This is a genomic window from Deltaproteobacteria bacterium (genome assembly GCA_016208165.1).
Lineage (GTDB): Bacteria > Desulfobacterota > Desulfarculia > JACQYL01 > JACQYL01 > JACQYL01.
In genome coordinates this window covers 1-25760 of sequence record JACQYL010000034.1, presented here as the reverse complement: position 1 = coordinate 25760, position 25760 = coordinate 1, and the positions used below count along the sequence as shown (strand labels likewise).

The following is a 25760-nucleotide window of genomic DNA, read 5'->3' as shown; positions in this document are numbered from 1 at the left end:
AAACTGGGGGCGCCTTGTGGAGGAATCGGCTCGCCCGAAACGGAATGGAACGAGCCGTTGATTATGGAAGAGATGACCATAACGGCGCTGGCGCACGGCGGCGTGGGTGTCGGTCGAAAGGACGGGAGAGTCGTTTTCGTGCCGTATACCCTGCCCGGGGAACACATCCTGTTCGAGACGCTTCAGGAGAAGAAGCGTTATTCTTGGGGGCGGCTGGTCCGGGTGTTTGACCCTTCCCCGAACCGCCGACTCAACCCTCCCTGCTCCTATTTCGCTGATTGCGGAGGATGCCATTGGCAGCACATTCGCGACGATGCTCAGCCGGTCTTTAAAGAGCAGCTCTTTACCGAGATTCTGCAGCGCCAGGGTGGAGTTCTGCCTCCGCGCATCCGGCCGATAGAGGCCTCTCCCAGACCGTTTGGATACCGAACAAGCCTGACCCTCAAGGTGCGTCAGGGACGGGTCGGCTTTTTTGGAACCCGTTCCCATCGTTTGGTTTCAGTGGAGCGTTGTCTGCTGGCGACCGAGGCGACGAACCTTCTTATCGGAACGCTGCGGAGGGAGCATTTTCGAAGCGTTTTTGACGGTAACGTATCCGAGTTGGTGATTTCAGCGGCTCCCGGCAGCACGTCGGTTCAAGTATGCCTGCGGATGTCGTCGCCGCTTACGCCTTCCCTCGGCAAGCGGCTCGCGGGCCTCTTCGAGGGTCTGCCTTCCATCGCGAGCCTTGTCTGGTGCAAGGAAAGACAAGGTGATCCCGAATGGTTGTTTCCCGAGCCGAAAACGGAAGCATTGGTCCCTTTTCCCCTTGCAACAAGCGGGACGGACGGCGGCGCCGCCCCTCCGGAACTGCTCGTGCTCCCGGGGGTTTTCTTGCAGGCCAACTGGGATGTCAACCTGATCATGATCCGGGAGGTGCTGGGAATACTGGATCGGATCGGTCCTTCCTTGAGGGTGATCGAGCTCTTTTCAGGAGCCGGGAATTTCACCGTACCCATGGGGCTCCGGGGCCATTCCGTGGATGCGTTTGAAGTGTATAGGCCTTCGGTCAAAAGCGCTCTGGAAAACATACGAAGGTATGACTTGAAAAAGGTGAAAGTACGGTGCATGACGGCGGCTCGGGCGTTGGGGGCCCCTCCCAAGCCCAAGGAATCCTACGACGTTGTCGTGGCGGATCCACCGAGGTCGGGCATGAAGGCGGAAATCGCCCGGATTGCCAATCTGAAGGCGCCTCACGTGGTGATCATTTCCTGCGAACCGGCCACGCTCTGCCGGGATCTGAACGTGCTGACCCAATCCGGTTATCGACTCGAGTGGTCTCTTCCCCTGGACATGTTCCCCCAGACGTATCACGTGGAATCCATAAACTACCTTACTAGGTAGGGACTTGACGAATTCCGCGGGGTAGGGTGCGAGTCGATTTCGATCCCGATCCTGTCGCTGATACAAGGAGCCTTCCTCGCCGCGGCGCAAGAATCGAGCGAAACTCCGGCCGTACTCTTTGCCGGCCTTTACCGCGGTCAAACATCGCTCACCGAGATGCATTCATGAAAAGGTCGAGCAGACGTTTCACGTCGGGTTCCCGGAACAAGGGCAGGCTCGCGATATCGGCCGTCTTGGCGTGGAACGAGTCGAGATCGGGGTGCTCGTCTACCTGCATCCCGGCCTCCTTTAGCCTTGTCAGGTACTCTTTTTCATGACCGCGGTTATAGGAGCGCTGATAAAGAGCGGCTTCCTGCATGGCGCGCCGGACCGTACCCTGGAGGGCCGCCGGGAGGCTTTCAAACCAGTTCAGGTTGGCGGCGCAAATGTGAGCCGAATAGACGTGCCCGGTAAGGGTGAGATACCTCTGCAGTTTATCGAATCTATATTCCCAAAGGACCCATATGGGATTCTCCTGCCCGTCTATGCCGCCGGCGGCGAGAAATTCGTCGATCGGCCACGGGTGCGGTATCGGCCGGGCGCCCAAAATCGTCCAGAGTTCCTCTTGAAGTGCGGAATTCATGACACGGATCTTGAGATCCTTCACTTGAGAGGCGTCATGCACGGGACGCTTGTTGTTCGTCAGATGACGGAAGCCGTTTTCTGAAAAGGCCAGGCCTTTGAATCCCGCCTTTTCGAGCGCATCCAGCACGGTTTGTCCCGGTTTGCCGTCCAGGACCCGATCCGCGTGGGCGTGGTTCTTGAATAGGAAAGGAAACTCCACCACCCGGGTTTCAGGCACGAACTCATCGAAGGGCCCCACTGTCACCACCGCTATCTGGATCTGCCCACCTTGGAGCTTTTGCAGGATTTCGGTTTCGTTTCCCATGGAGCCGCTGTGAAACAATTCCACCTGCAATTCGCCCTGAGATGCGGCGGACGCCAGTTCGGCGAATTTTTCCGCACAGATGGCCTGGGCGCTGCCGGGCTTGGTCACCACCGCCAGTTTAACGGTCTGGGCCGCGCCGGCGGAACCCGTCCAGATGCAGGCGAGCAAAAGGAACCATGTACAAGCACTCGATACGGATCGCATGTCTAGTAATCTCCTCGCAGGCGTCTGAAACGGCCATGGACTTCGGCCGTTACAGTTTCATATGTATGTCAAACGTGGTGTTATCAAGTCAAAGAGAAAGTTTCTGCTTTCAATCCGGACGCCGGGGAAGAGCCCCTATCAATCTGTCCTAATGTCCAAACCGCCTTACGGAGCCCTAAGTGACGCGTTTTGACAACAACGGTTCCGAGTGCAGAGCCGGGTGTTTTCGGGGTCCCACGGCTGTTCTTTCAGGGCTTCAGGTCATGACGAGCCCTCCGGATACGCTGATAGTCTGTCCCGTTATATAGGAGCCCAGATCCGAGGCCAGGTAGGCGATCATCAACGCCAATTCCTCGGGTTCACTGTATCGCCTCAAGGGCACGAGTTTCAGGGTCTTGTCGAGTTTGGTGATGGCCTCCTTGCTGGATCTTTTGAGTTCGTCGATTTCCTGTATGCCCAGGGACACGCAATTGCACGTAATCTTATAGCGGGCCAGTTCCTGAGCCAGGGATCTCGAGAAGGAACTCACGGCAGCTTTGAAGGCGCCGTAAATGGACATCCTGGGCACCCCGATTCGGCCGGAATCGGAAACCATGTGAATGATGCGACCGAAGTTGTTTTCCATCATGACCGGGACAACCGCTCTGGTCCACAGGAGGGTGACTTCAAATATATTGCGATACTGGGTTCTCCACTCCGTCCTTTCCTGTTCGAAGAATGGTTTCAGGTGATCCATGAATTCCAGCAACCCGAGATCCGTAGCGAGAATATCTACGCGTCCTTCTCGCTTCTTCACTTCCTGGATGAAGCCTTCCACCTGCTCCGCATCAAAAAAGTCCAGCACCTTGGTGTTGACGGGTGTTCCGAACTCTGCTTCGGATTCTTTTGCCACAATGTCGACTATTCTCTGATGCGTGTCCACAGCATAAACGATGGCCCCCTCCGCCACGAGTATCTGCGCCAATTCGCTTGGAATGCATTTGCCGGAACGATGAGAGGCGATTATGGCCACCCGGCCCTTGAGGCCGTTATTCTTCAGAGTCAAGAAAACTTCTCTTTGCTTGTTAGGGGTGCGATTTTCCGTGTCCATGGAACAACCAGCCATCAATTTCCTCCACTGTAGAGTTAACTTCGTCGAAAAAAAATAGATCCCCACGGAATGTCCATCCGGCGAATTTGATGATGGCATTCATTTATTATTATACCATCATATTCATCTTCAGCGGAGCGCCAATCCGAATTCGTGTTTTGGGGGAGGAGTCCGGGTGCAATTCTTACGAAAAAGCTCCACCCGGCTCCCCGTAAACATCGCGATCGGTCACTCATAAAGAACCGGGTCGCCGCTACGGATCATCCGCGACGACCGTCGGCCCGGTTGCGCATTTCACTTCAAAGAATCAATACGTACTGCCTACGGTTTAAGATGCTTCACGAACCAATCTCGTTGCCCGGCGCTCGAAATCTCGAAGGCCGGACTCACGTAAGCATCAAAATGGCCTCCCGGCAGAAGGAGCAATTTCTTGGGCTCCAGGGCCTGCTCGTATGCTTCGCAGGCGATCTCCGAGGGCACGAGCGTATCTCCCAAAGCTACTATCAGCATGAACGGGGTGGGGCATATGTTCCGAATATACCAGCCCGGCTCGTACTCGGTAAACAGCTCCACCGAATGCAAGGTAACTTCATTTCGCCATGAAGGCGCCAGCGTTTTACAGGTCTCGAGGAAGAATTTACGTGAGTCCTCCGTGGGCAAGGCGCATGGATCGCCGGGGTTTACTCCAACCACCGGTATGATGGCCGGAGGATTTCCAGCGTATCGTGAAGCCCGATCCATATCGAAGTTCGCCCGTACCGCTGGGAGAACATCAGAACGAATGAGCCTTTTCACATTTCTGAGACCGCTGATCAAAGGCACTTGAGATACCACGCATTTGACCCGCCGATCGATGGCTGCCACAACGATGGTATGTCCGCCGCTGTAACTCGATCCCCAGACGCCGATCCGGTTTTCGTCCACTTCCTTGAGACTGACGGCATAGGTGATGGCGTCCCGATAGTCGGATATTTGTTTCCAAGGGTCGATGTGCTGTCTTGGTTTGCCGTCGCTTTCCCCCAGGTTGCGGTTATCGTACACCAGCGCGTTGAGCCCGGCTTCCGAGAAAACCTCCGCAAATTTGTCCAGGTACATCTCCTTTGTGGCGGAAAACCCGTGAGCCATAATAATGGTGGGCGCCGCTCCGGCTGCGCCTACGCCGGGATAGAACCAGCCCCGCAACGTGACGCCGTCTTCCGTCTTGAATTCAATGTTTCTGCGCATAGTCGTTTCCTCTCCTTGGAAGTTTAAAAGGATGCATTCCCCTTCCTCGTATCCGATAGGATGGCCTGTGCTCGTCGTGTAAACGGCTAGGCCCTGAAACGGGTTTGTGGTCCGGGCTTGGAATTCGCAGATCGTGGAGCGTCATCTCACCGACTTCGTTAGAGGCGCGCACTTGGACCAACAGTCAGGTATTAAGCAAAATGCATGCCTGAGCAGGCAGCACTCTCTCGATGCGACAGCGCGGGAAACGAAATGGCGAGGTCGAGTGTTACGAAGTGGTACGTTTCTTGAATCTGCTCCCGCTTGACGATGGGGCAGGAAGTCCGCCATTATGTTTCGGCAACTGCCAATACCAAACGTAGGAGTCGGCGATGTGTATTCTAGATCTGAACTCCCTGGCTTTCGGATTGGACCGCGAGGATGAGGCGCCGGAACGGGATGCGGCTTCGGACTTGGGCCGGCCGCCCGGTGACGAAGGAAGCGTGTACGGGCTCATCGAGGCTCTGAAACGACAAAACCGGGAGCTTGCGTCCGAAGTGATGGAGCGAAGCAAGCTCATTGCAAGCCTCAACAACGTCAGTCCCCTGCCCCTGGAAGGCATCACCCTGGATAAGGTATTGAGCACGATTCTGAACAATGTGCTGAACTGTTTCGGGTACTATCGGGGAATCGTGTATCTGTGGGACAAGAAGAAAGAGAACCTGAGCTGCTACGGAACCGCCGGCATGAGCAAGGACAGCGAACGCATCGTCCGCTCCAAACCGCTCAATATCTATCGTCATGATTGCATCGAAATCCGGGCCGCAAAATCCTCGACCTTCACGTACGTCGAAAATCCATCCGAAGGTCCCGAATTGACCCGACATGACCTGAAAATATCTCTCCAGCACGGAGGTCGAGGCTCGGTTCTGTACGTTCCATTGAGGTCCAAGGGTGAAACCTTCGGAATCATCGGGATTGAGCGGTTTCCCGTCCGGGCTGAACGGTATCCCGGCCAGTTTCGAATCACGGAAAAAGACATTAAAGTCCTTATGTTATTTGTGAACCACGCCAGTATCGCCATTGAAAACGCCCGGCTATACGAACAAAATCAGCGCAAGATCGACTACCTTTCCAAACTTCAGGAGATTTACCATGAACTGAACAGCATGGTGGACATGGATCACCTGATCGAGAAGATCCTCGAGGGGGCCCTCACGGTCAGCGGAGCAACGAGTGGCATACTTTGGAAATGCAATTCCGGGTCTCTGTGCGCGGAAGCCTCGAGCAGCCGGGGGTACTCGAATTCCCTGGAAGACCACCCCCAGGCCCCTCTCGAGCTATTTCCGTTCGACGAGCTGTTCAAGAAACAAAGAGCTGTCCGTATTCCTGATGTCGAGGAGTCCGGCGTGTCCCTTCCGCTTTCGCAACCCAAGGGTTCCGCCATTTTCTTGCCCATCGTGTATAAAGATAGTGTTGCCGCAATTATTCAATTGGATCATTCCGACCGTGGAGTTTTCGACGATACTGCAACGGAAGTATTAAAGATATACGCTTCTCAAGCAAGTAAACTGATTGAGAATATGACGCTTTACAACGCACTGTTATTGGAGAAGAGATTTACAGATAATCTTAGAAACAGTATAGCCGTAGGGATTCTGATCACAGACGCAGAAGGCAGGATACGATCTATCAATCCAAGAGCGAGAGCAATATGTAACATCACATCATCAAACTTGGGAAATAGACCCGTTGAAAGTATATTTAATAAGGATAATAGATTTATATCCGACGTAATATATGAAACCATTCATACCAATAAAGATGTTGAAACCGAGGCTACATATAACGCGGAAAATGAAGCTCTGGTGTTGGAAATAAGCGCATTTGCAGTATACGATGAAGAAAAGAAATTGTGCGGTGTTACTACGTTTATTTCGGACATAACAGAGAAGAAAAGAATGAGAGATTCCTTGAATCGTATGGAAAGAACGGCTGCCATAGGAACCATGGCGGCCGGCGTGGCGCACGAGCTTAGAAATCCGCTAAGCGGCATTTACGCCGCCATACAGACTTTGCTGCAGGAGTTGTCGCTTACGGATGAACAGCGAGAAATCATGGACGCGGTGCTGGGAGAAGCGGATCGGATGGAGACTTTGATCCATGAAATCCTTCAGCTGTCAAAGCCGATCAATCTGAATATGGTGAATGTGGACGTGAAGGAAGTGCTGCGAAATTCGGTTACGCCGATGAAGGAGACGATCAGAGAAAAGAATATTACCATCGTGGAACGTTTCGAACACAGACTGCCGGCCGTTCATGCGGATCCGGACAAATTGAGACAGGTTTTCCTGAACCTGTTACTGAACGCGGTGCAGGCCACTCCGGACGGCGGAGCCATAGAGCTGCATGCAAAGTCCATGAACGGAAAGGCCCAGGAAGGGAGAAGCGGGGTGGAAATCCGTGTCCTGGATCACGGATCGGGGGTTTCGCCCCAGCATCTCTCCAAGATCTTCGATCCGTTTTTCACCACCAAGAATCGAGGTACGGGTCTTGGACTGACGATCTGCCAGAAGATCATCGAGGAGCATGACGGCGAGATTTTCGTCCAGTCCGAGTGCGGACAGGGAAGTGTCTTCTTCGTTCGGTTGAAATCATGAAATTGCTGATTGTAGACGACGAGAAACTCCTTCGGGATTCGCTGAAGAAGCACTTTCAGCGGGAGGGGTATCAGGTATATCTCGCAGAGAGCGCCCGCAAGGCCATCGAGGCGTACAGGGAATATGTCCCGGAACTCGTATTGTTGGACGTACGTCTGCCCGATGGTAACGGTCTGGACGTATTGCACGAGATCCGGGAAGTCAACCCGGAGGCCCTGGTGATTCTCATCACGGCTTATGGGGGAATCAGATCCGCGGTGGAAGCCATCAAACAAGGAGCACAGGACTATATCACCAAACCTTTTGATATAGAGGAGCTTTCTTTTACTGTACAGAAAACCACCGAGCTGTTTCGCCTGAAAGAGGAATTGAGAAGCATCAAGGACAGCACCGCGAGAAAATACGAATTCGGGAAGATCGTGACCCAGGGCATTGCCATGAAGAAGGCTTGTGAGGAAGCCTTGAAAGTGGCCCAGACGGAGAACTCGACGGTGATCGTTCGGGGGGAGAGCGGAACCGGGAAGGAATTGTTGTGCAGGGCCATTCACTACAACAGCTCCAGACGGGACATGCCTTTTGTCCCGGTAAATTGTGCTTCACTGCCGGAAAGCCTCCTGGAAAGCGAACTTTTCGGGTATGAAAAAGGCGCTTTCACGGGTGCAACCAAGCGTAAGATCGGTTTTATAGAATCCGCGGAAGGCGGCACCATTTTTCTGGATGAGGTTGGAGACATCTCTCCCGGAACCCAGGTTAAGCTCCTGAGATTTTTACAGGAACAGGAATACTATCGGGTGGGGGGCGTTAAACCGGTACGGGTGAATGTGCGCGTGGTGGCGGCCACCAACAGGAATCTCGAAAAAGGGCTGGAAAATGGAACCTTCAGGGAGGATCTATATTATCGCCTTCATGTTTTTCCCATATTCATTCCGCCTCTTAGAGAACGAAAGGAAGACATTCCCCTCCTGGCGAAGCATATCATGGAGACCTTCAACCGTGAATTCGGTAAGAGTATTCAAGGGTTTTCTTCGGAAGCCATGGACGCTCTCGAAAACTATACCTGGAAGGGAAACGTTCGGGAGCTGAAAAACGTCATCGAACGATCCATCATCCTGGCGGAAGGGCAATGGATTCTTGCTGCCGACCTGCCGCCTGAAATTCGCGGAGCTGTAAAGAGTCCCGAGAACCCGGGCGATCTTCCATTCCCACTGGCCGAAGGCCATATTCTCCCCTTGGACCAGTTGGAGACCATATATATTCAGAAAGTGCTGGAATACACGGGGGGCAACAAGAGCCTTGCCTGCCGTCATTTAGGCATTACGAGAAATCGTCTCAGACGGAAACTCGGGAAAAACTGAGGCGAAGCGTTCCCATACTCCGGTGCACACTTTGGCGAAGGGTTCTTTGGGTGGTGTGACAGAGCTTTGAAGAGCCTTAGGGAATTTAGAGGCGTCCGAGGGAAATTCCTCCAATGTTTTCCTCAGCAGAAGAGAATAAGGACTGTTTTCGGATGAAACAGCCGTTTGTTCTCCGGGAGGCTCCATCGAGCGATTGCCTTTCAACCGGGTCATTCTGAACCAATCCCATGGGTCGAAACGGCCCACCCTTTTTCCTGCGGCTGAATGCCCGCCGAGCCGCCGAGCCCTCGCTGTTACGTTCAAAAGTGGTTCAATTCGGCCCACCTTTTCGGTCTTACCTCGCGATTTGGGTGTCACGGGAAACCTAGTGCCTTATTTTAGCTGTAAAGTCAATAAGTTAACCCCATCGGCACGGCTCTTGAATGGGTTCTCCAAAGGCTCGGAGGGCCTTTCTCGAGACGAAAGCAAGGTCTATGAAGTTTCTATCGAACTCAATTTTGATCCTCAAACTATTTTTATCGCGAGTTTAAGCGATCGTGTTTCTTTTCAAAACGCGCCAATGATTCCGTGGCCGGGCGCGTGTTCAAGCTGAACAAGGCCATGGGTCTGAAAAAGGATTTCGTCATAACGGGCGGCATAGCCCAGAACTTGGGAGTCGTGCGTCGGCTGGAAAAAAGGGCCGGACTCGAGGCTTTTGTTCCGCCTCAGCCCCGTTCACCGGATCGCTGGGAGCGGCCTGGTTGGCTCGATAAGTCGACTGACCATCAGAGAGGAGGATCGAACATGTCTGAGCTGGTGACGTGGGAAAAGCAAAACGGAGTCGCCTACATCTCCCTGAATTCTCCGCCTGCCAACGCCATGAGCGTGCAACTGCTGCAGGAATTCGATGCGGCCGTGCAAGCGGTCGGAAACGATGCGGGTTGCCGGGCCGTACTGATCAAAAGCAGTGTGCCCAAGATCTTTATGGCCGGCGCGGACCTCAAGTATTTGTTAGGCCTCAACGAGCAGGAATTTCGTGAATATATCGCGAACGCTCAGAAAATCTGCAACCGCGTTGAAGGATTACCCAAGCCCACCATAGCGGTTTTGAGCGGTCATGCCCTGGGTGGGGGATGCGAACTGGCCCTCAGCTGTGACTTCCGGTACATGGCGGATTCCAAGGCCTTGATCGGGGTTCCCGAGGTTACTCTTGGGTTGCTGCCGGGCGCCGGCGGAACACAACGGCTGCCGCGCCTTATCGGGCGCGGCAAAGCGACCGAGCTTCTTTTCCGGGGGAACACCTTGCAGGGACCCGAGGCCCTTTCCATCGGGCTCGTAGATAAAGTGTTCCCTCAGGACCAGCTTCTTCCCGAGGCTGTTAAACTGGCTGAGGAACTTGCCCGGGGAGCCACTCAGGCCATCGCGCGGATCAAAAGATGCCTGCGGGCGCCCGGCGAGGAAAGTCTTGCGGAAGGCTTGGCTCAGGAACTCGACGGGATTGCCTACCTCTTCGTTCATACGGATGACACGAAAGAGGGAATTCGGGCATTCAGCGAGAAACGGCGCCCTACGTTTGCGGGGAAATAGCCGCTTCCCGAGTCGGAGATATGGCAGGCTTACACAACCGGCCGTCCAGAGGAAAAACGGAGCGAGCAAACGCACTTGAACGGCGATGGCCGGGAACAGGCCGTCGCAAAGCCGCCTCCTTACCGGGCATACCGGTCTGAGAGGTACTGGGGGAGAAGAGAAGCATGGAAGTCAACGGGTGTGTAGCCATTGTTACCGGAGGCGCGTCCGGGCTGGGTGAGGCCTGCGTACGGAACCTCGTTGGAGCCGGCGCCAAGGCCGCCATACTCGACCTGGCGGAGGGAAAGGGATCCGACCTTGCAGCGGAATTCGGCAATGACTGCATCTTCTGCAAAACGGATGTAACCGGTGAGGGGTCGGTCCAGGCTGCCATAAACGAGACCATGGTACGTTTCGGAGCCATACACGTAGCGGTTAACTGCGCCGGAGTGGCAACGCCGGCAAAAGTACTCGGGAAAAAAGGGCCGCTCAGTATTCAGGGCTTCGAAATGGTGGTGAGAATCAACCTGATCGGCACCATGAACGTTATACGGCTGGCCGCTGAACAGATGATGAAGAACGAACCCAACGAAGACGGAGAAAGGGGTGTCGTTATCAATACGGCATCGGGCGCGGCTTTCGAAGGTCAAATCGGTCAGGCGGCCTACAGCGCTTCGAAGGCGGGCGTGGTTGGAATGACACTTCCCATTGCCCGGGAGTTCGCGAGTTATGGTATCCGCAACGTGACCATCGCGCCGGGACTGTTCGACACTCCCATGCTTGGGGGGATGCCGGACCCCGTTCGACAATCGCTTATCGCCACCTGTCTGTTTCCGAGGCGAATGGGAAAAGCTGCGGAATTCGCCCAACTGGTTCGACAAATCATCGAGAACGCCATGCTGAACGGGGCAACGTTGCGCCTCGACGGAGCTCTGCGCTTGGCTCCCAAGTAATACTTCTAATAATGAACACCATCCCGTGAAAACGTCTTTTCGTTTAGGTAAACAGGTGATGTTGGATTCCAATATTAAAGAAAGGAGGTCGACGCTCAGAGTATCCTACATTCAGAAGTGAAGACGGATTTAGTCGTCGGAGAATTCTCCGGAAAAAGGATCTATCCATCAAAAAGAGAGGGACACCAAGATGCAACCATCCGGACCGGAAAAAGACTGTATGATCGTGGACCAGCTCAAGCCGGGCGCTGAGTTCGAGTGTGAAGAACTGCCCGAGGCGTATCTAAAGGAAACTCACGTTATCGCGATGATGGCCGACATGGCCAAACAGGAGGGCACGGAGTACATATTCGGAATAACGGCGGGCGCGGAATTCCCGATGGAAGGTCTCTTTATGAAGGCGGGCATCAAGCGCGTGCACGTACGCCACGAACAGAGCGCCACCTTTGCCGCGGACGCTTACGCGCGGATGACGCGGCGCACGGCGCCTACGATCATCGGACCCTCCACGGGTTTGACCAACTGCACGTCAGGTCTGGCGCAGGCCATGGCGGCCCAGTCTCCCATACTCGTCATCGGCGGCGAGCACCCGGCATGGACCGACAATGTGTACTTCGCCCAAGGTCTTGTCCAGGCGGAAAAAGTGTTTCAGGGTATCACCAAAAAGACGACCCGGATTACCAGTCCCAGATCCATGCTCTCGGAATTCAAGCGCATGTACCGGCTGGCCATGACGCCGCCCATGGGGCCCACCGCCATCTCGATTCCATGGGACACCAGCTATGAAAAGTCCCGGGTTCCCCTGATCGAGGCCTTTTATCTGTATGGACCCGGAAACCTGCTGCGAACCGAACCCAAAATGACGCATGAAGACCCGGCGTTGGTGGAACAGGCCGTGCGCTGGCTGCTCGAGGGAGGGAAACCCGGCATCATCGCCGGCGAGAGCGTCTGGTATGACCACGCCCAGGAAGAGCTGCGCGAACTGGTGGAACTGACGGGAATACCTTGCCATACCAGAAGAATGGCCAGAGGCGCCATCGACGAGTACAATCCTCTGAACTGCGGCGGTCGCGCCAGAGGACGCTTCTTGCGAGCCTGCGACCGGGCCATGGTTCTGGGCCTCCGCGTGGGCTACCTGGAAATGCATGGTTACCCGCCCTTCTGGGGAGAGGCCACCCGCTACATCCAGGCGCAAACATGTCGCGAGAACGTGGATCTCATGCTCGGCACCGACTTCGAACTCATCGGCAACATCAAGGCCCTGCTGAAGCAGATGATCGAGTGCGTAAAGGACCTGGGCATCAAGCGCCCGCCGGACAAATGGAACGAGTGGAGAAAGTACATTGTAGACAGCAAGGACTATTATGAGAAAAAGGTGGCGGAACGTATCGAGAAGATGAAAGGTATCACGCCGGTGCACCCGGACCTCATCGGTCGTCTGACGTACGAAGTGATTCATGAAGAGCTGAACGACGAGGTCATTTCCGTGATTGACGGTTTCACCGCTTCTTCGTACTACACGGACCACAACCGATGCCGGACGGCCGGCCGGGTGCTGGACGCCAGTGATACCATCGGAATCGGACACGGCCCTGGAATGGCCATCGGTGGTGCGCTGGCCACCAACAGGTCCATTCCGCTCGTCTGTCTCATCGGTGACGGAGGGTTGGGCGCCGGCGGAATGGACATCGAGACCTGCGCCCGATGGGACATCCCCTGCGTATTCATCCATGAGAACAACGACACCATGGTGGCCGGAGGATGGAAGCTTTTCTGGTCCAAGGCCTGTTCTCCCACCGGCAACGAAATGCTGGACTCCTGGTCCACTCTTCCCGGAATCCGCTACGACAAAATGATGGCGGAGTTCGGCTGCCACACGGAATTTGTGGTAAAAGACGGCGAGTATAAACCGGCGCTGAAGCGCGCTTTGGATTTCGTGCGCGACAAATCCAAGCCCGCCTTCATCGAAGTCCACGTGGAAGGCCGAACGATGAATGAGATCTGGGCGACCTTCCTCACCAACTGCTGTGGCTTCCTGGAATGGGAAGACCTCCCGGAAGAAGGCAGGAAGACGATCATGGATCTGGGTCTGTGCGATCCAACGTACCGAGGTTTCGCCCCCACTTGGCCGGATGAAGCCTTTGCTAAACGGAAAAAAAGATAATCCGTAAAGGGACAACATCAGGCCCATAGACCGAAATCCGGACAGCCCACCAGCTTCGGCTGTATCAACCTCTTGGTTCCGGTTGGAGCGCCTCTTGCTTCTGGCAGACCCAGGGGTGGAGGTTTGCTTCAGCCGGATGTTCATCCGTGGCTTCGCGTGGCCTATCTGGAAGCCGGAGCCATTTCAGGCCGTTGTCTTCAAGAGGAGCGACGTGAAGCTGTCCGGCGACCTCGTCAGATTCCAGCCGTGCGGAAAGATGCGAGCGTTCCGTTGACCTGTTTTCCGCTCTCGGTAACATCCGAATAAGCCGGACAGGCGCGTAAAGATTCGAGTAGGCTCAGGCAACTCCCATCGCTCGTCGGACGCAGGGCCTTGGAATGGAAACCCGAGGCTCTGTGGACGAGGGGTCGGTTTCAGAACGCGAAAGCCGAAGTCTATTAGATGTGAAGCGGGCCGGTGCTTGACCAACCACTTGCAGGGCGCCGTACGCCATTATAAACTCTCTCATTCTGTTCCAACGGATCCCCGCTAAAGGGGTTACGACCGTATATCCATCCACATTCACCCGGATAAGGAAACATCCGTATGTTGGAGGAAGGAATCAAATACAGCGTTCAAGGACCGCTACACAAGGCCTTACAATTCTTCGATGAAGTGCTGTGTTCATATCCTAACAGTAAGAAGGCCGCCGTTCACCTGGCGGACGTGTACACCCGGCTTGGAAGATACGAGGATGCACTCACGGTCCTTCGTTCCCTGCGCCGGGGTGATTCCTGGGACTCCGGTCTGCAGCTACAGTGGGACCGCACCGAGCGGATCAACAGAGATCTCCAGGACCTGGAGGCCAACCGTTATTGTAAGGCGGGATTTCTGTCCAAGGCCGTGGTTCCGGACGGAAAAGGCGGTTACATCGTCGACTCCCTGGGATTTCCGGGCAGTTGGGAGTTTCGCGCCCGCGTCAACACATATGTGCCCCCCGGAGCCTGTTTGCGGCTCCTGAAGTCGTTGGCCGCGACTCATGAACACATCCGGAGCGGCGCGATTCAACCGAGCGGGCTCATGGATGTTCCTCGACTGCAGCCGGCGGGGTTCGTGGTCATCCACCCGGATCTCGCCGATGCGCCGATGCGGCTGTCTCTCCTGGAAGGTCCGGACAAAGCCCTGAAATGGCGGCTGGATGCGACGTACGAAGTAGTTTCCTGGGAACGGGAAAAACAGCGTGAAAGCCTTCGGAGATTGGTGGAACAGGGTCCGATTTCCTCGGCGCCGGACCGTGATGAAGCCGAGGCCGTTGAATCGGAAGATGCGTCAAGTGCGGCCTTGCCGCGCGTACTCGTGCTATCGTTGGGGCTCGCTTCGGATTACGGAGTGACTATTCTGCGTGATCGACTTCAGCAGAGGGGATTCGAAGCCGCCGCGGCATATGTTCGCTCCATCAATTACATGGAAGACTATCTGGAGACGTTTGCGGCCCTCGATGAGTTCTCCGGACAGTCGCCGCACGTGTTCGCCGTATCCGTGTTGGACGCGGTGATCGAGGAGGCGTGTTACGTCATTTCACACCTTCGGCGACGGTTTTCGGAAGCACAGATCGTTATCGGCGGATCCAGCTCTCAAACACCGGAACAGTGCGCCGCCCTCGTACCGGATTTTGACGTACTCATAAAGGGCGATGCGGACGAGGCGCTTCCTCTGGTGGCCGAAGCCCTGGGGCGTTCTCCGAGAGGGGCGGGGCTCTCGAGAAGTCAGGTCAACGCTATAAAAGCGTTGCCCGGAGGGGTGATCATTCAAAGGGGGAACACTCGAATCGTTCACCACCTGGATCACACCCTCGTTCCGAAAAAATATCACCTCCCCATACCGGACAAGAGAAAAACCATCTACTACTGGCAGACTTCCCGCGGCTGTCCATATGACTGCCGGTTTTGCAACAAATGGTCCGGCAAGCGCTATCGAATGGCGCTTCCCTGGAACAACGATCCGGTCGAACTCCCGGATGCGAAAAGAAGCGCGTTGGCCATGATCGAATTCCTGCTGCTCCGGTTGGCCATGGAATGGCCGGAAGGGATCACGCAGGAAGCGTTAACGGCCCTGCTGAAGGAAAGCAAAGCAGCGGCCGACAACGCTCGGATTCCCAAGCCGGACGATAAGATCATGATCGTCATAGAAGACGACGATTTCCTGATCAACAGAGACCGCGTGAAAGCATTTTCAATGATGGTGGACGAGCTGGGGCTTCAACGATTCTATACCTTTTCAGCTATAACCAGTGTTCGTACGCTCTATCGCGGAAGCGAGACCGTGGATCTCGAGGTGCTGTCGTGGTTGAAGACCGCCAACTTCCAATCTCTGGACGTGGGCTCGGACGGCCTTTCTCAGAGCACCATTGATGAGAACCAGAAAGGCTACACTCTGGATTCCCATGTGATTCCGCTGAACCGTATCGCCAAGCGGATGGGGTTTTTCTGCTTTAATAACACGATCATAACAACCCCCTACACCACCATCCCGCAGCTGATCGAATCGCTGATCTTCTACGTGGTATGCCCCTATCCGATCAATGTGGCCATTGAAATCGGAATCATGGGACACATCGGCAACAAATACACCAACGAGGATATCGCCAATCAGCAGTACGACTGGAGGAATGAAGAAGGCCTGGATCGAGGCCACTTCGGTATGCTGGATAATTATCGCGTCCCCAAGGGGTATCCCGAATACGCGTTGAACGCTTCCCAGATCATCAGTTACGCCGACCCGAAGGTGAGGGATCTGATCGTCGAGTTTCCGAACCACGATCCTTTCGAGTTCCTGCGCAGCTATTTCTCGGAAAGAGACGTACGCGCCGTTGTTGAAGCCTGGACCCGCCTGCCCGAGTCGCGTCCCGAGATGAAGGCCCTCGGTGAAAGCATCTTCCTTCTGTTGGATCGGAATCAGGATTGGGATTGTTCACGAGCATTCGCCACTGTTCGAGAGGAAATGAGCGCCCTCAACCTGATGTCTTTCGTGGATTATCACCATCGGCTCGAGGAAGATGCAGTGCAGGAAGATCCCTCTTTTCAGCGGATCGCCGGCGAGTTGTCGGAGGCTGAACGCCTACGGAGCTTACACGACTATCAGGCCGCGGAACATACGTTCAAGAATCTGATCCGCGCGTTTCCCTAAAGGCTCTTAACCTATATGACACGATTCGGACCAATAGAGCTCTTTTTCATATTCCACGTTATTATACCATCAGCCCGATTTACTATTTTCTTGCCGCAGTCAGAGAGCTCTCAGGCGGCTACACTGTCAAACGATATGTGTTTCCACCTGTCAAACCCGTAAATATAGAATTATTATATGATGTTTTTGATTACTTAACCATAGAAACCATAAAGAGAATCATTGAAGAGTGTCCCTTTGATATCTCGAAAAAGCTATCTGAACACGAAGAAGTCCACGTCTGCGGCATTCCTGCGGTCCTCGATGTCGATGGAGAATCCCTAACCATCGATTTCAATCGAATCGTACCCCGAAAAATGGGGACCGTCGGCTGAGAGAGGCTCGCTTTCGCCTGTAGTGAGAACGTGCAGAAAACCATCGGAAAGTTGAAATGGTGGAGATCGAATGAAAAGACCCGAAACGGTATCCGAACTTAAAGACAGCGGCTTAGGCGCCGGAACGGTCAAGAACGAGATCCGGAAGAACCTGATCGCCCGGATCCGCTCCGGCGAGCGGTTGTTCCCCGGAATCATCGGACTCGAGGATACGGTCATTCCTCAGATTGAAAACGCGATCCTCTCAGGACAGGACATCGTACTTCTGGGAGAACGGGGCCAGGCCAAAACACGTTTAATGCGCGCTCTAATATCGTTGCTGGACGAGTATATACCGGTTCTGGCCGGCTGCGAAATTCGAGACGATCCCCTTTCCCCGATCTGCGATCGATGCAAGAAAATGTTGGCGGACATGGGGCCGGACACGCCGATCGATTGGGTGCACCGCGAACATCGATACAATGAGAAATTAGCCACGCCGGACGTAACCATCGCGGACCTCATCGGAGAGGTGGACCCCATCAAAATAGCCGAGGGGAGATACCTTTCGGATTCAGGAGCCATCCATTTCGGCCTGATTCCCCGGTCGAACCGAGGCATTTTCGCTCTTAACGAACTCCCGGACCTGGCGGAAAAGATCCAGGTGGGATTGTTCAACGTATTGGAAGAGCGGGATGTACAAATCCGCGGTTTTTCCTTCAGACTGCCTTTGGACGTCTATTTCATCGCTAGCGCGAACCCGGAGGATTACACGAACCGGGGCAGGATCATCACACCGTTGAAAGATCGTTTCGGCTCTCAGGTGAGGACGCACTATCCGCTTTTCAGGGAAGACGAGATCACGATTATGGAACAGGAGCGGCGCACGTTTCCCGAGGAAGCCGACATGGACGTGCCTTCGTATATGAAGGAGATCGTAGCGGAGATCTCGCGGCAGGCCAGAATTCATAGCGAAATCGATCAGCGTTCGGGAGTGAGTGTCAGGGTGTCCATTCACAACATGGAGAACGTACTGTCCAATGCGCTGCGCAGACATTTCCGGCTGGGAGAAGGCTCGGCCGTGCCCCGAATTACCGATCTCGAGTTTATCTCCGCCTCCACCATGGGAAAAATCGAAATCGAGGGATTCGGCGACGCTCTCGGAGAAAGTCTCCTCCAGGAACTGGTGGATCGAGCGGTGGCGAACGTTTTCGAAGCGTATTGGAACGGTTACGATTTCAGGCCGTTTTTGGGGAACTTTCGCGACTCGAACGGCGTTGTGGTTTCCGAAATGATGCTCGGTTCCGAGTATGAAAGACAGAGCGTTCGATTCGAGGGCCTGGATGATATACACGCGAGATTAGAGGCCGGAACTCCCGAGCAAAAGGCTTCGAGCCTGGAGTTCGTATTGGAGGGTCTTAGGATCCGGGGAGAACTGGAAAAAGAAAAAATGGACGATACCGTGCGGTACCGCGCAAGGCATTCATGAAATTCGAGATCTTGAGCTGATCGAACATCCTATGACGGTCTTCCGATACTTCAGCCCCCAGCCGAATTCCAAGAAAAAGGCATCGTCCCTTGGAGCCGATACGCTGCTCAAAGCGTTGTCGGAGCGCTTATTACGCAAATATGACCTTGCATCCGCCATGGATCGGCTGAAGTGGGACGGGCTCTTGGACATCGACGAGCAGAGGGTGGACGGTCTTTCCAAGATGTTGAATCAGATCGAGGAGCTTAGGATCTCCCTTCTGGAAACGTACGGTATGGACGGGGTCCTTCATCCTCTACGAAACGATCTCGAAGCCGCCTTGCTCGAATTCGAGGCCACTCCCGATCCCGGTGTATCCGATGACGGCGGAGCTGCGTTCGAAAACGCTTCCGTCGGTCCCGAGGTTGCGGCATATGAGGCCCTCCGGATGCTAATCGTCGATTTTCCCAACGATTTGGCGAACCGGATGAACACGATTCTGTGCGGTTCAATCAGAGACACGGAAGTCGGGAAAAGGCTGTCCGAGCGCGTTCAGGACATCGTGGGAAAGATGTCGGGGCTTCAATTTCTGGTAAACGATGCACCTGCTCTCGCGCCGGCGGAACTCGTGCGGAGCCTGGAAGACCTGATCCGAGTCGTGGATGATCCTGGAACACAGGATAGATCGCGGATACTTACATTCTTCAGCCAATACGGCCACGTGTTCGACTTGAAGGGCGGTATGGGCGCGTTTTTGGAATCCGTTCAAAAGAACCGCGCCGCGCTGAGGTTGCTGGTTTCCTGTCTTCCGTACAAGGATCGTTTGGCTCTGGAAGCATGTACGCTGGAGAAATGGGGACTTGGCGATGTTGAAATCGCCCTCGAAGCGCTATGGAACCAACTGGAACAATGCGAGCCTCTCCCGAAAGGAAGGCAGTATACCTTTAGCGGTTCTCGTAAGATCCAACTGGACGATGCGTTTACCGTTGCGAAGAAGCTCCTCAAGCTAGAAGAGTTGGAAAAGAGCATCCGAAGCTCGAGCATCGATGGGGACCTGTCCCGAATCAATTCCGATCTTCTTCAGGACGTGCTTGGTGAACTCGCCGAATCGTCGTTGGACAAGCTAGCCCAGATCATCGAACTCCTCGAGAGGAGCGGATACCTGACGGAGAAGACGGGCGGTTTTATGCTCACGGCCAAGGCGCTGCGAAAGATCGGGCAATTTGCTCTTCAAGACACCTTCTCCCAGATGAATCTCCGGGGATGGACCAGAAGGAGCCTGCGATCCAACCGCGCGTTTCATTCGCTTTCCGGGGCGGTCAAAGAGTATGCGTTCGGAGATCCGTGGAATCTGGATCTCTCCTCGACCGTGTTGTCCGCAATGAAAAGAAATCCTTCCGGGGGCATTCCGGTGTCCATATCTCCCCGTGATTTCCAACTGTACGAGCCCGAATACAATGCCCGGACCAGCACTGTTCTATTGATCGACGTGAGCAGCTCCATGGTCGAGAAGCTTTATTATGCAAAGAAGGTGGCTCTGAGCCTGAAAGAACTGATTTCGCGCTGCTTTCCGGGCGATCGGTTGCATATTGTGGGTTTCTATACCCTGGCGAAAGAAATCAGAGGCGCGGACCTGGTCTCTTTACAGGCCATGCCGTTTCAGTTGGAAAACCATCCGAAGAGCCTCCCTTACAGGGAATTGAGAGTCAAAGAAGAACGGGGCGAGTTCGGGTTTCCCGCGGACTTCACCAACATTCAGGAAGGTCTTCGTGTGAGCAATGATATTCTGAGACGGGAACCCTGCTCGGAAAAGCATATCTTTTTGATCACCGACGGCGAACCGACGGCATGCGTAATGGACGGCGTCGTCTATCTGGAAGGCCAAACGCTTCCTTTCATTGTGACCCAAACGTTGAGAGAAGTGGCTAAATGCACGAGAAACGACGTGAGGATCACCACCTTCATGTTGTCCGAGGACGAGGATCTACGGGAATTCGTTGCCGCCATGGGCAGGAAGAACAAAGGCAAAGCATTCTTTTCCGCTTCAGAAACCCTGGCGCAATATGTGGTCGTAGATTACCTGAAGCAGAAAAAATATGCTGTTGATTGACGCCGTCATCGCACCATAGCGAACGATCCGCCGCAAAAAAGAGCCCCCATGGAGCGCTTCAGGTCAAGGGACCATAGCCGCTTCCGTGACCTCGAACCGGATGCGGTCGGGATCGGCGAGCAGCTTCAATCCGGCGGAATAGGTCCCAAGATTGCCCTGGCTATCGAAGACATCGACTATGGGTAACATAAGTTCTCCCGTTTCGAAATCAAAGGAAGCGCCACTCCCTTTGAAACGCTCGGACAGAACCGAAGCCGCGACGACCCCGAAAATGATGGGGTCGCTGCCGGGCTCGACGGCCATGTCCGCCCGGAACACGGCGGCGCCCGTCGCGTCGGAAACGTCCAGAGCGTCTATGTGCAACAGCCCGCCGGACAAGTCGTAGGACGGATTGGACACGATCTTCAGGATTTCGCCCGTGCTTCCAAAGGGGGTTCCCGTGGTGTTTCCCAGTACATACAGCTCGCCGTCGGCATCTTGACCAAACCCCAGCAGCCTCAGTCCCAGTTCCGATCGTCCCAGCAACGGAAATTCGAATATAGTGCTTCCTTCGAGGTAGAACAGCCGGCCGCTTTCTGAACCCGGTTTCGCCAATTCTCCGAAAACGTACTTGCCGTACAGAGAGGGAACTCCGGTTCCACGATAGACGAAGCCCCCTATCACGGCAACGCCTTCATCATGATCGTATTCGGCAATGGGATCGATCAGACCTTGCGGCGCGTCAGGAGGGGGCGCGTCGGTTACGGATCCGGGATTGTTATCATTGTGTTCGAAGAAAAAGGATCCTTCTTTCACGTTCCAGCCATAGTTGCCTCCCGCTGAAACCACGTCGACTTCTTCCACACTGTTTTGCCCGACGTCAGCGGCGTATAACTCCCCCGACTCTGCGTCAAAGGAGAAACGAAATGGGTTACGGAATCCATAGGCGTGGATCTCTTCTCGAAATCCGTTCATGCCTAAGAACGGGTTGTCGCCGGGTATGCCATATGCACCGTTGGAGGAGTTGTTTCCGGAGGGATCGATGCGGATGATGGTTCCGAGCAGATTGGATGGATCCTGACCGTTCCCTTTGGCGCCGTGTCCCACGATCGGTTCTCCCAGAAAGGTTTGACCGTCCCGATCGTCGGCGCCCCCTCCGTCTCCGAAAGAAACATACAACTTTCCGTCCGGGCCAAAATTCACGCCTCCGGCATTGTGATTAAATTGAGGCTCGTCCACCCGCAGCAGCTCCCTGGCGCTGCCGACGTCCGCGACCGACGAGGGATCTCCGGGAGAGGGGACAAGCCATTCGGTAAGTACGCTCTGATGGTTGGCCTCACCCGGGGCGCCTATGGCGGGTTCCGAGGTGTACGTATACAAACGCCCATTGGCTGCGTAGTCGGGATGGAAAGCAAATCCCAGAAATCCGCGTTCATCGAAGGAGTCGGGACCGAAGACACCCAGTTCCACCAATCGACTGCTCATGTCCAAAAAGGGAGTCTTGTCCCCGGTCGTCAGCTCGATTTTCCAGAGGGTTCCGTTTTGATCCGAAACGAACAGCAGGTCCGGATGCGAGGGAGCGTAGACCCCCCAGTTGGGCGCCGTCAGGCCCGTGGCCACCGGTGCGAGTTTGACCTCTATGCCGCCCTGTTGAATGCGATCGGGTATGGGGTCTTCCAACACCGTGGGATTTCTTAAAGCCGAGAATCGGGCGTTGCCGGCGGAGAAAGCAGGAAGCGATGCGATGAGCAGAAACAGTAAACCTATGGCGGCCATTACCTCCCGGCGCGAGCGGTACGCGCGCCTCCGCGCCGTGCACCGTAGCCCCCGCGGCGCGCGAGTGTTTCGTTGGCTATTTGTCATCATCCGTACTTTCTTATGAAGGGTTGTCTTCATATGCAGCAAACGTAAGCGCCCCAGGGTTGAATGCCCTCCCTCGGCTTGCCTTTGGCGGATACGTCCTTTTATGTGAACATGTGCATCTACCCTTGGGTTGTCAATCCATAGACGAATGGTTGGATGAATCCAACCCGGGGAGTCTGTAATTCGCTCTCCCTTCGACGTCTGTCTTGTCCGGAATTCCCGGATTCTGTCCCGCAGTCCCGGACAGTCCGCTGCGCTTGACCATAACCCGGAACTTGGTTTTGGACGGGAACAGCCATCGTTCCGGAGCGTTGCGCTTTGAATATCCGGCTCCGGGAATCGAATCTGCTCGACGTCCGCATTGATGCTCTGCAACCTTGAATCAACGGAGTGTAGATGGCTCGGGAAACGGGAGCGGTAGCACAAAGGCCTCACCCGAGTCCCTAGCGCAGAAACTGAGCAGTCAGCGTCGCAAAGCCACTAGGGGGAAAACCGTTGAGGGCCTAGCGTCTTCAGCCATCCTGATTGAAAACGAAGGAATCCGCGGATCGGGCCATTGCGCAGAAATTGAGCAGTCCCGGTCGTAAATTGGGCTTCCTCTAATTTTTTACCTTTAATATTAATGACTTACCTACATTCATAATTAAGGCACAGTTTTTGCTTTATCTGTTGCAACGCCTCGGCAAACGATCAGGTAGTCGAACGGGAATCTGCTTTTTAGATGATCGTGGATGGGGCCGGTAGTTATCCGGCCGGACCGTGTGGACGCCTCCCGGGCGCTCTACATCCCTTCGAAAATGGCGGTGACGGGGGGCGGCGTCGGAAGGGGCGCCGTGAACTTAGCCGGAAGGAAACGCTGCTTCCGCTGAAAACGGCGCCCCACACTTCGATACAACGTTCCCACGGGACCAAAGTAACTTGAGCGACACAGATCCTGGATGGACGCCTGACGGCGTTCTCGCCCCATTCAAGGCGGATAGGATGCGATTTGCGTAGTTTCAATCAGTAACCTGCTTCGAGGAGGTGACAACCCGATGAGCTGGAAGAACATGACCATAGGAAAACGTATCACAATAGGCTTCAGTGTTGTGCTGGCCCTATTGGTTGCGGTGTCCATCCTGAGCTTTACGGGAGTGGGGAGCATAGTACGCAACGCCGAACAGGTTATTCTTGGAAACCAACTGGACGCCAATCTGGCGCAAAAGGAAATTGATCATCTCAACTGGGCGAATCAAGTGAATGCCCTGCTGACGGATGATCATGTCACTACGCTCCATGTGGAAACGGACGATCACAAATGCGGATTCGGCGAATGGCTCTACGGGGACGGCCGGAAGCGCGCCGAGACTGTGGCGCCGAGCCTGTCCCCCTTGCTTAAGAGCCTGGAAGAGCCTCATCGAAAGTTGCATGAATCGGCCATTGAGATCGGACGGCTCTTCCGGCAGGCGGACGGGTCTCTTGGACACTTCTTGCGGGAAAAGAAGGCGGATCACCTTGCCTGGGTGAACAAAGCAAAGGATGTGTTCACGGACGCCTCGCTGACGCAACTGGGCGTGGAAAAAGACCCCGCCAAATGCAGCCTCGGGAGATGGCTGCTGTCCTCCGACGTGGATACGTTGAAGCAGACATACCCGGAGTTTTCGGCGGCCCTCGCAAAGGTTGTGGAGCCTCATAACAAACTGCATGAAAGCGCGCAGGAGATCCAGGAACTCCTGGACCAGGGACATCGGGATAAGGCTCTGGTCGTATTCAACGAAACCACGGCTCCGATGGCCTCCAGGACGCTTGAAGCTCTCGACGACGTGCTGGAATGGCAGGACGGGCAGATGAAGCACATGAAGGACGCCTATGTCGTCTATGCGGACGAGACCATTCCGGCCCTGAAATCCGTTCAGGCCATTCTTCGTGAAGTCCGCATCGAGGCCAGAAATCACATTATGGGTGATGAGGTCATGTTGGATGCAGCCCGGAGCACCAAAGTCAATGTTATTGCGGTGGGCGCTGTCGCCGTTATTGTGGGCCTACTGCTCGCTCAGTTCATTACACGAGGCACGGGAAGGTTTCTCCGTAAAGTCTCTGCCCAACTGGGCGAAAGCTCGGCCATGGTGGCTTCAGCCGCCGGCCAGGTTTCCTCTTCGAGTCAATCTTTGGCCGAATGCGCCTCGGAGCATGCCGCGTCCCTCGAGGAGACTTCGTCTTCGCTTGAAGAAATGGCCTCGATGACGAAACAGAACGCCCATAACGCGTCACGAGCGAACGATCTCATGAAACGGGTTAACGAGGTCGTGGGAAAAGCCAACGGCTCCATGTCTGATTTAACGGCTTCGATGGACGAAATGGCAAGAGCGGGTAAAGAGACGTCGAAAATCATCCGAACGATCGATGAGATCGCTTTTCAAACGAATCTCCTTGCACTGAACGCGGCCGTTGAAGCGGCTCGCGCCGGAGAAGCGGGCGCAGGCTTCGCGGTTGTGGCGGAGGAGGTGCGGAATTTGGCCATGCGGGCGGCCGACGCGGCCAGAAACACGGCTACGCTGATTGAAGGCATGGTGAAGCAAGTGACTGATGGTTCCGAGTTGGTCATACAAACCAACAGCGCGTTCAGGGAAGTAGCCGGCAATGTTTCCGAAATAGCGAACCTTGTAGGGGAGATTGCGTCGGCGTCCGGCGAACAGGCTCGCGGGATTTCTCAACTTACCAAGACGGTCAACGAAATGGACGGTATGGTTCAGCATAATGCGGCCAATGCAGAGGAATCCGCCAGTGCGTCGGAGGAAATGAATTCACAGGCGGATCAGTTGAGGATGCTGATCCTGGACCTCGGTCGATTGGTTGGTATTACGGGCAACGACGGAAGCGAAGCAAGACCTCGTGTTCCGCGACTTCCCATGCCGGTGAACCGGAAGGCCCTGCCTCCTGTTCTTAAGTCGGCTGGAGGGGACTGCGCTGACCATGAAGAGGGAGAGACGTGAGAGCGAACTTCCCGTGGAGCGGCCAAGAAGCGGTTCGGGCACGATGAAATGAGTTCAGGAGCCCTGAACTGGAGAGTCTCAGGCCCCTATCTTCCTTGGGAAGAGCGTCGTTTCCTTCGCCCTCACGTTAGGCGAGCCTGCTGAAAGCATCCGCTTCGCGGCGGACCATGGCGTTCGAAAAATGGGCCGGTCCGAGTTTCAACAGCCGAGTTTTGGGGAGGGGCGGGCATAAGCGCTAACTTAAGAACTGTTTACTATGTTACTTTGCTTTTGCAGTTGCACTTGCTGTAGCAGTCGTTTTCTGGGCGATTCTCTTAAATAAATCGATATCTTGCTCCAGCCGGTGATGGATTCACCCAAGCTTA

General features: G+C 54.9%; 14 protein-coding genes. 10 read left to right on the top strand and 4 right to left on the bottom strand.

Translation table 11 applies throughout. The features are described 5' to 3' along the window. Nucleotides 1-63 precede the first annotated feature (63 nt). Nucleotides 64-1383, top strand: a complete 1320-nt coding sequence (locus HY788_07700; GenBank protein MBI4774048.1) for a class I SAM-dependent RNA methyltransferase — start codon at nucleotides 64-66, stop codon at nucleotides 1381-1383. A 148-nt stretch (nucleotides 1384-1531) separates the two neighbouring features. Here HY788_07700 and dctP read toward each other — a convergent pair whose 3' ends face one another. The 3 genes from dctP to HY788_07685 all read right to left on the bottom strand — a co-directional run bounded on the left by dctP (nucleotide 1532) and on the right by HY788_07685 (nucleotide 4829). Continuing rightward, on the bottom strand, nucleotides 1532-2515 hold the full coding sequence (gene dctP / locus HY788_07695) for a TRAP transporter substrate-binding protein DctP (protein MBI4774047.1): 984 nt from the start codon (nucleotides 2513-2515) through the stop codon (nucleotides 1532-1534). Between the two features lie 256 nt (nucleotides 2516-2771). Continuing rightward, a complete protein-coding gene (locus HY788_07690) occupies nucleotides 2772-3560 on the bottom strand; it encodes an SDR family oxidoreductase (GenBank protein ID MBI4774046.1) in 789 nt (262 codons plus the stop codon). 366 nt (nucleotides 3561-3926) lie between these two features. Continuing rightward, nucleotides 3927-4829: an alpha/beta hydrolase gene (locus HY788_07685; protein MBI4774045.1), complete on the bottom strand. Its 903-nt coding sequence runs from the start codon at nucleotides 4827-4829 to the stop codon at nucleotides 3927-3929. 371 nt (nucleotides 4830-5200) lie between these two features. On the opposite strand from HY788_07685, the gene HY788_07680 reads away from it, so the two are divergent. From HY788_07680 to HY788_07645, 8 genes are all read left to right on the top strand, one after another. Then, entirely contained in the window at nucleotides 5201-7468 is a 2268-nt protein-coding gene (locus tag HY788_07680; protein MBI4774044.1) for a GAF domain-containing protein, read from the top strand. Further along, nucleotides 7465-8823 carry a sigma-54-dependent Fis family transcriptional regulator gene (locus tag HY788_07675; protein MBI4774043.1) on the top strand — a complete coding sequence of 453 codons (1359 nt, stop codon included), beginning with the start codon at nucleotides 7465-7467 and terminating at the stop codon, nucleotides 8821-8823. The genes HY788_07680 and HY788_07675 overlap by 4 nt, the downstream gene beginning before the upstream one ends. A 783-nt stretch (nucleotides 8824-9606) precedes the next feature. Further along, on the top strand, nucleotides 9607-10389 hold the full coding sequence (locus HY788_07670) for an enoyl-CoA hydratase/isomerase family protein (protein MBI4774042.1): 783 nt from the start codon (nucleotides 9607-9609) through the stop codon (nucleotides 10387-10389). A gap of 164 nt (nucleotides 10390-10553) precedes the next feature. Beyond that, nucleotides 10554-11321 (top strand): SDR family NAD(P)-dependent oxidoreductase, encoded by a 768-nt coding sequence (locus tag HY788_07665; protein ID MBI4774041.1) that lies wholly within the window; start codon nucleotides 10554-10556, stop codon nucleotides 11319-11321. A gap of 190 nt (nucleotides 11322-11511) precedes the next feature. Then, nucleotides 11512-13485 carry a thiamine pyrophosphate-binding protein gene (locus HY788_07660; protein MBI4774040.1) on the top strand — a complete coding sequence of 658 codons (1974 nt, stop codon included), beginning with the start codon at nucleotides 11512-11514 and terminating at the stop codon, nucleotides 13483-13485. Nucleotides 13486-14070: 585 nt separating this feature from the next. Next, the gene (locus tag HY788_07655) at nucleotides 14071-16650 is read left to right on the top strand and encodes a tetratricopeptide repeat protein (protein ID MBI4774039.1); all 2580 of its coding nucleotides are present in this window, start codon (nucleotides 14071-14073) and stop codon (nucleotides 16648-16650) included. Between the two features lie 444 nt (nucleotides 16651-17094). Further along, nucleotides 17095-18492 carry a sigma 54-interacting transcriptional regulator gene (locus tag HY788_07650; protein MBI4774038.1) on the top strand — a complete coding sequence of 466 codons (1398 nt, stop codon included), beginning with the start codon at nucleotides 17095-17097 and terminating at the stop codon, nucleotides 18490-18492. A 31-nt stretch (nucleotides 18493-18523) separates the two neighbouring features. Beyond that, nucleotides 18524-20581: a hypothetical protein gene (locus HY788_07645; protein MBI4774037.1), complete on the top strand. Its 2058-nt coding sequence runs from the start codon at nucleotides 18524-18526 to the stop codon at nucleotides 20579-20581. A gap of 63 nt (nucleotides 20582-20644) precedes the next feature. On the opposite strand, the gene HY788_07640 is transcribed toward HY788_07645, so the two are convergent. Next, complete coding sequence (locus tag HY788_07640) at nucleotides 20645-22336, bottom strand: PQQ-dependent sugar dehydrogenase (GenBank protein ID MBI4774036.1); 1692 nt, start codon at nucleotides 22334-22336, stop codon at nucleotides 20645-20647. 1121 nt (nucleotides 22337-23457) lie between these two features. On the opposite strand from HY788_07640, the gene HY788_07635 reads away from it, so the two are divergent. Beyond that, nucleotides 23458-25395 carry a CZB domain-containing protein gene (locus HY788_07635; protein ID MBI4774035.1) on the top strand — a complete coding sequence of 646 codons (1938 nt, stop codon included), beginning with the start codon at nucleotides 23458-23460 and terminating at the stop codon, nucleotides 25393-25395. The last annotated feature ends 365 nt before the right edge of the window (nucleotides 25396-25760 follow it).